Source organism: Streptomyces sp. (genome assembly GCF_035563135.1).
In the GTDB taxonomy this organism is placed as follows: Bacteria; Actinomycetota; Actinomycetes; order Streptomycetales; family Streptomycetaceae; genus Streptomyces.
The window spans coordinates 1-5476 of sequence record NZ_DATMVN010000784.1; the positions used below are offsets into that span (position 1 = coordinate 1).

Here is a 5476-nt window from a genome sequence, read left to right on the forward strand (position 1 = left end):
TGCCGCCGTCTTCCTGCGCGGCCCGGAACGTCCGCCGTTCGAGGCGAACGATCTCCTGGTCGCGGCCCAGCTGGCCACGCACACCGCGCTCGGCATCGACAAGGCCATGCTGTACGGCCGCGAGGCGTACATCGCCGACGAGCTCCAGCGCACCATGCTGCCCGACTCCCTGCCCCAGCCCACGGGTGTACGGCTGGCCTCGCGCTATCTCCCGGCCGCCGAGACCGCGCGGGTCGGCGGGGACTGGTACGACGCGATCCCCCTCCCCGGCAGCAGGGTCGCCCTGGTCGTCGGTGACGTGATGGGGCACTCCATGACGTCCGCGGCGATCATGGGCCAGCTCCGCACCACCGCGCAGACCCTGGCCGGGCTGGACCTGCCTCCGCAGGAGGTCCTGCACCATCTGGACGAGCAGGCGCAGCGGCTCGGCAGCGACCGCATGGCGACCTGCCTGTACGCGGTGTACGACCCCGTCGCCCACCGCATCACCATCGCCAACGCCGGTCACCCGCCGCCCGTGCTGCTCCACCTGGGCGGCCGGGCCGAGGTGCTGCGGGTGCCGCCGGGTGCGCCGATCGGTGTCGGCGGGGTCGATTTCGAGGCCGTCGAGCTGGACGCGCCGGCCGGGGCGACGCTGCTGCTGTACACGGACGGCCTGGTGGAGTCCCGGATGCGGGACGTCTGGACGGGCATCGAGATCCTGCGGGAGCGGCTCGCCGCCACGGCCCAGCTGACCGGACCGGACCACTCACCGCCGCTGGAAGCGCTCTGCGACGACGTACTGGACATGCTCGGCCCGGGTGACCGGGACGACGACATCGCCCTGCTGGCCGCCCGGTTCGACGGGATCGCGCCGAGCGATGTCGCGTACTGGTTCCTGGAGCCGGAGGACGCCGCGCCCGGCCGGGCCCGCAGGCTGGCCCGGAGGGCCCTGAGCCGGTGGGGCCTGGACGACCTCTCGGACGAGGTGGAGCTGTTGGTCAGCGAGGTGGTGACCAACGCCGTGCGTTACGCGGAGCGGCCGGTGACACTGCGGCTGCTGCGTACGGACATCCTGCGCTGCGAGGTGGGCGACGACTCCCCGCAGCTGCCCCGGCAGCGGCGCGCCCGGGAGACGGACGAGGGCGGGCGCGGGCTCTTCCTGGTCAACCGGCTGGCCAGGCGGTGGGGCGCGACCCGGTTGTCGACGGGCAAGGTGGTCTGGTTCGAGATGGCTGTGCCCGGCTCCGGCTGAGGAGCGGGCGACGCCTGTTCTTCCGTGGCGCCGAGGAGCGGGGGTGCGTACTCCGGTGGGCGGTGCGGGGCATCTGCCGGCGGCGGCCCAGGAGGTTCTGCGAGTGCGGGTGAGGGCCGGCGCCGTGAGGACGTCGTGCCGGTGTCCGGGGGAGGCCGAGGAAGCCTCGGTGCGCCAGGCGGCGCCGGGTCACCGGCCGTGCGGTGCGGCCCTCGATGAGAGCTCTCACGAAGAGACCTCATGGAGGGTTTTCACGGACGGTCCTCACGGACGGGCTTCACGGGCGGCTCTCGCACGGCCCTCGCGGACGGTCCTCGGAGCGAGCGGCTCGCCTCACGGCGCGTCCCGTATGTGACTAGGAACACATCGGGGGCGCTGCCGCCATTTCCCTTCCCACCGCGGACGGCCCTTCTTCGGCTCCCCGATCGGGCCGATGAGCCGGAACAGCAATCCGAAGGCTGACCTGTCGGCCGAACTCCACCTCCTCACCAAAGGTATGAAGCCACAAAGAACCAGTGGAAAGCCCGAGGGCGAACGATTCGCTCACAGGAACCGGCGGACCCACCCCTCTGCCGCTCCACATGACGGCGCAAGAAGCCTCCGAAGAGGCAGAAGGGCTTTTCATCACCGCCTCGGCCGTCCTGGATCCATGAGCGAACGTGAGGGGCGGTGCCGGCCGGCACCGCCCCTCACGCGTCACTGCTGCCCCGGCAGGACTTCACCGCCCGGGCGTTCGCCCGGCGGTTCGTCCTCGCCCTCGGGGTCCTTCGTGGTGCTGGGCGTCCCGCTCGGCGTCGGGGACGGGCTCTCGCTCGGCGCCTCCGCTGAAGGCGACTCCTCGCTCGGTGTCGCGCTCGGTGACCCGGAGGGCTCCTCCGGCTCCTCGGACGGGCTCTCCACCGGCTCCTGGGTCTCGGGCGGGGCGGCCGGGAGGGTCTCGGTCACCCCTGTCTCGCCGCGTTCCACACCCTGCAGGTCGAAGGTGGCGTCCGAGCCGCCGTTCAGCGCGCCGAGGGTGTAGTCCGCCCAGATCCTGGCGGGGAAACCGCCGCCGCTGGCCCGGCCGGAGTTGGCCGTGCCGGTGAGACTGACCTGGCCGCCGCCGTCCTGGGTGGACTCTCCGAAGAGGGCCACGGCCGTGCTGAGCTCCGGGGTGTAGGCCGTGAACCAGGCCGCCTTGTTGTTCTCCGACGTGCCCGTCTTGCCCGCGGCGTCGTAGGCGGGGGTGTCGGCCTCGCGCCCGGAGCCGACGTCGACGACCTCGGTCAGCGCGTCCGTCACGGTGTCGGCGGACGCCCGGCTGATCACCTGGCCGCCCACACCGACGACGGGCTGCATGGTGCGGTCACGGTGCACGGCGGACTTGACGATGGTCGGGGTGACCTTCTTGCCGTGGTTGGCGAGGGTCGCGTAGACCCCGGCCATGTCCCACGTCGAGGCGTTCATGGTGCCCAGGGTCATCGCGGGCGTCTCGGGGAAGTTCTTGTCCGGTACGCCCATGGCCAGCGCGGTCTTCTTCACGGCGGCGGGAGTGACGTCCACGACCATCTGCGCGAAGACGGCGTTGACGGACTTGTCCATCGCCGTCCGCACGGTCGGGTTGTCATAGCTGATGTCGTCCTCGTTCTGCGGGGCGAACGGGATGTCGCTGCCGACCACGGGGCGCCTGCTGGTCCCGTCGTAGACCGTGTTCAGGCCGATCAGGCTGCCGTCCTGGGTGGTCGACCCGTTCTCCAGCCCGGAGGCGAGCACCAGCGGCTTGAAGGTGGAGGCCGGCTGGTAGTCCTGGCGGGTGGCGTTGGATATGTAGTGCTCGGTCGCACCGACGCCGCCGTACAGCGCGACGACCTTGCCGGTCTTCGGGTCCACCGAGGTGGCACCCGCCTGGACGGTCGCGTCGATCTTGTTGTCCTTGCGGTCGAGCTGGCTCTCCAGCTCACGGTCGACCGACTTCTCCAGCTGCTTCTGCCGCTTCTTGTCGATGTTGAGCGTGATCGTCCAGCCGCCGTTCTGCCGCATCTCCTCGGTGATGCCCTGCCGCTCCATCTCGTCGTTCGCGGCCTCGACGAGGTAACCGGTCTGACCGTCCATGCCTCCGGCGGCCTTGGGCGGGTCCGGGACGGGGAACGTCATCCTGTCCCGCTCGGCCCGGTCGAGCCATCCTTCGTCGACCATGTTGTCCAGCGTGTAGCCCCAGCGCTCCTTGACCAGCTTCTTGCCGGACGGCGTGGCGTTCGCCCAGTCGTACTGGCTGGGGGCCTGGAGCAGGGCGGCGAGGTAGGCGCCCTGGGAGGTGTCGAGGTCCTTGGCGTCGACGCCGTAGTAGGCCTGTGCCGCCGCCTGGATCCCGCTCGCGCCGCGCCCGTAGTAGACCGTGTTGAGGTACCCGGCGAGGATGTCGTCCTTCTCCATGCGCTGGTCGACCTTGAGCGAGATCACCAGCTCCTTGAGCTTGCGGGTGACCGTCTGTTCCTGCGTGAGGTAGTAGTTCTTGACGTACTGCTGGGTGATCGTGGAGCCGCCCTGCTTGCCCTTGCCGGTCAGCGTGTTGAGCAGGCCGCGGGTGGTGCCCTTGAGGTCGACGCCCTGGTCGCGGTAGAAGGACTTGTTCTCGGCGGCGACGAAGGCGTGCTGGACGCTCTTGGGCACGACGCCGATGTCGACTATCTCCCGGTTGACCTCGGAGCTGCTGCGGGCCAGGACCGTGCCGTCGCTGTACTTGTAGACGTTGCTCTGCTTCTCGGCCTGGGCGTTGGCCTCGGGCACGTCGACGAACACGTAGAGCGCCGCGAAGGCGCCCAGCCCGAGCAGGCAGAGTCCGAAGAACGTGCCCAGGACCTTCCGCCAGGTGAAGAGCCGGCGTGTGCCGCCGCTCCCGGCCCGGCGCGCTTCCCGCCCCGGGGCTCGCCGCGCATCCGCTCGACCCATCGCTGTTGTGCTCCTGTTCTTCTGCTCGTACCACTCCGGTCAGACCTGCCAGCTAACACCGAAAGCCTGGACAAAAGGCAGACGATCCGGCCTTTCCGGACGTGAGAATCAGCACCCGGCCCCCATGGAACCGACTCCCCAAGGGTGCGCAACGTTGCGAATCGCGTTAATGTGTAATCACATTGCTAGCGCGGCGCACGCCGTAGGAACGGGGGACCCATGTCCGCACCTCACGACCTTCCCGGCCCCACCGGCCCCTCCACCGACCTGGCCCCGGACGCTCCCGAGATGCCCGCACCCCAGGTCAGGGAGACGACCGCCCACTCCATCCCCGGCGGGCTCGGCCTCCTGCTGACCGTCCTCGGAGTCCTCCTCGGCGTGGCCCTGGCCATCGTCGGCGGCGTCCTGGGCTCCGGCGGGCACAACGGCGTCGGTATCCCGCTCTTCGTCCTCGGGCTGCTCCTGACCGTCACCTCGTTCTTCTGCATGAGCGGTGTGAAGATGGTCGCTCCGGGCGAGGCCCGCGTCATCCAGCTCTTCGGCCGTTACGTCGGCACGATCCGCGCGGACGGCCTGCGCTGGATCAACCCGCTGACCTCCAGCCGCAAGATCTCCACCAGGGTCCGCAACCACGAGACGGCCGTCCTGAAGGTCAACGACGCCTACGGCAACCCGATCGAGCTCGCGGCGATCGTCGTCTGGAAGGTGGAGGACACCGCCCAGGCCCTCTTCGAGGTCGACGACTTCCTGGAGTTCGTGGCCACCCAGACCGAGTCGGCCGTCCGGCACATCGCGATCGAGTACCCGTACGACGCGCACGAGGAGGGCGGCCTGTCCCTGCGGGGCAACGCCGAGGAGATCACCGAGAAGCTCGCGGCCGAGCTCACCGCCCGGGTGCAGGCAGCCGGCGTACGCATCATCGAGTCCCGCTTCAGCCACCTGGCCTACGCCCCCGAGATCGCCTCGGCAATGCTCCAGCGGCAGCAGGCGGGGGCGGTCGTCGCGGCCCGCCAGCAGATCGTCGAGGGCGCGGTGGGCATGGTCGAGATGGCGCTGACCCGGATCGCGGAGCAGGACATCGTCGAGCTCGACTCCGAGCGCAAGGCGGCGATGGTCAGCAACCTGATGGTGGTGCTCTGCGGCGACCGCGCGGCGCAGCCGGTCCTGAACACGGGCACGCTCTACCAGTGACCGACGACGCGGCCCCTCCCCCCGGCCGGGCACCCCGGCGCGGGTCCGCCCGCAAGCAGATGCTGCTGCGGCTGGATCCCGCGGTGCATGACGCACTGGCCCGGTGGGCCTCGGACGAGCTGC

The 5476-nt window shown here is 70.3% G+C and carries 3 protein-coding genes; 2 read left to right on the forward strand and 1 reads right to left on the reverse strand.

All coding sequences use genetic code 11. The features are described 5' to 3' along the window. On the forward strand, positions 1-1234 hold a 1234-nt coding region (locus VN520_RS34845; protein ID WP_325750954.1), incomplete at its 5' end, for an ATP-binding SpoIIE family protein phosphatase. 696 nt (positions 1235-1930) lie between these two features. Here VN520_RS34845 and VN520_RS34850 read toward each other — a convergent pair. After that, entirely contained in the window at positions 1931-4162 is a 2232-nt protein-coding gene (locus VN520_RS34850; protein ID WP_325750955.1) for a transglycosylase domain-containing protein, read from the reverse strand. A 219-nt stretch (positions 4163-4381) separates the two neighbouring features. Here VN520_RS34850 and VN520_RS34855 point away from each other — a divergent pair, with 219 nt between their 5' ends. Beyond that, entirely contained in the window at positions 4382-5353 is a 972-nt protein-coding gene (locus VN520_RS34855) for an SPFH domain-containing protein (RefSeq protein WP_325750956.1), read from the forward strand. Positions 5354-5476 lie beyond the last annotated feature (123 nt).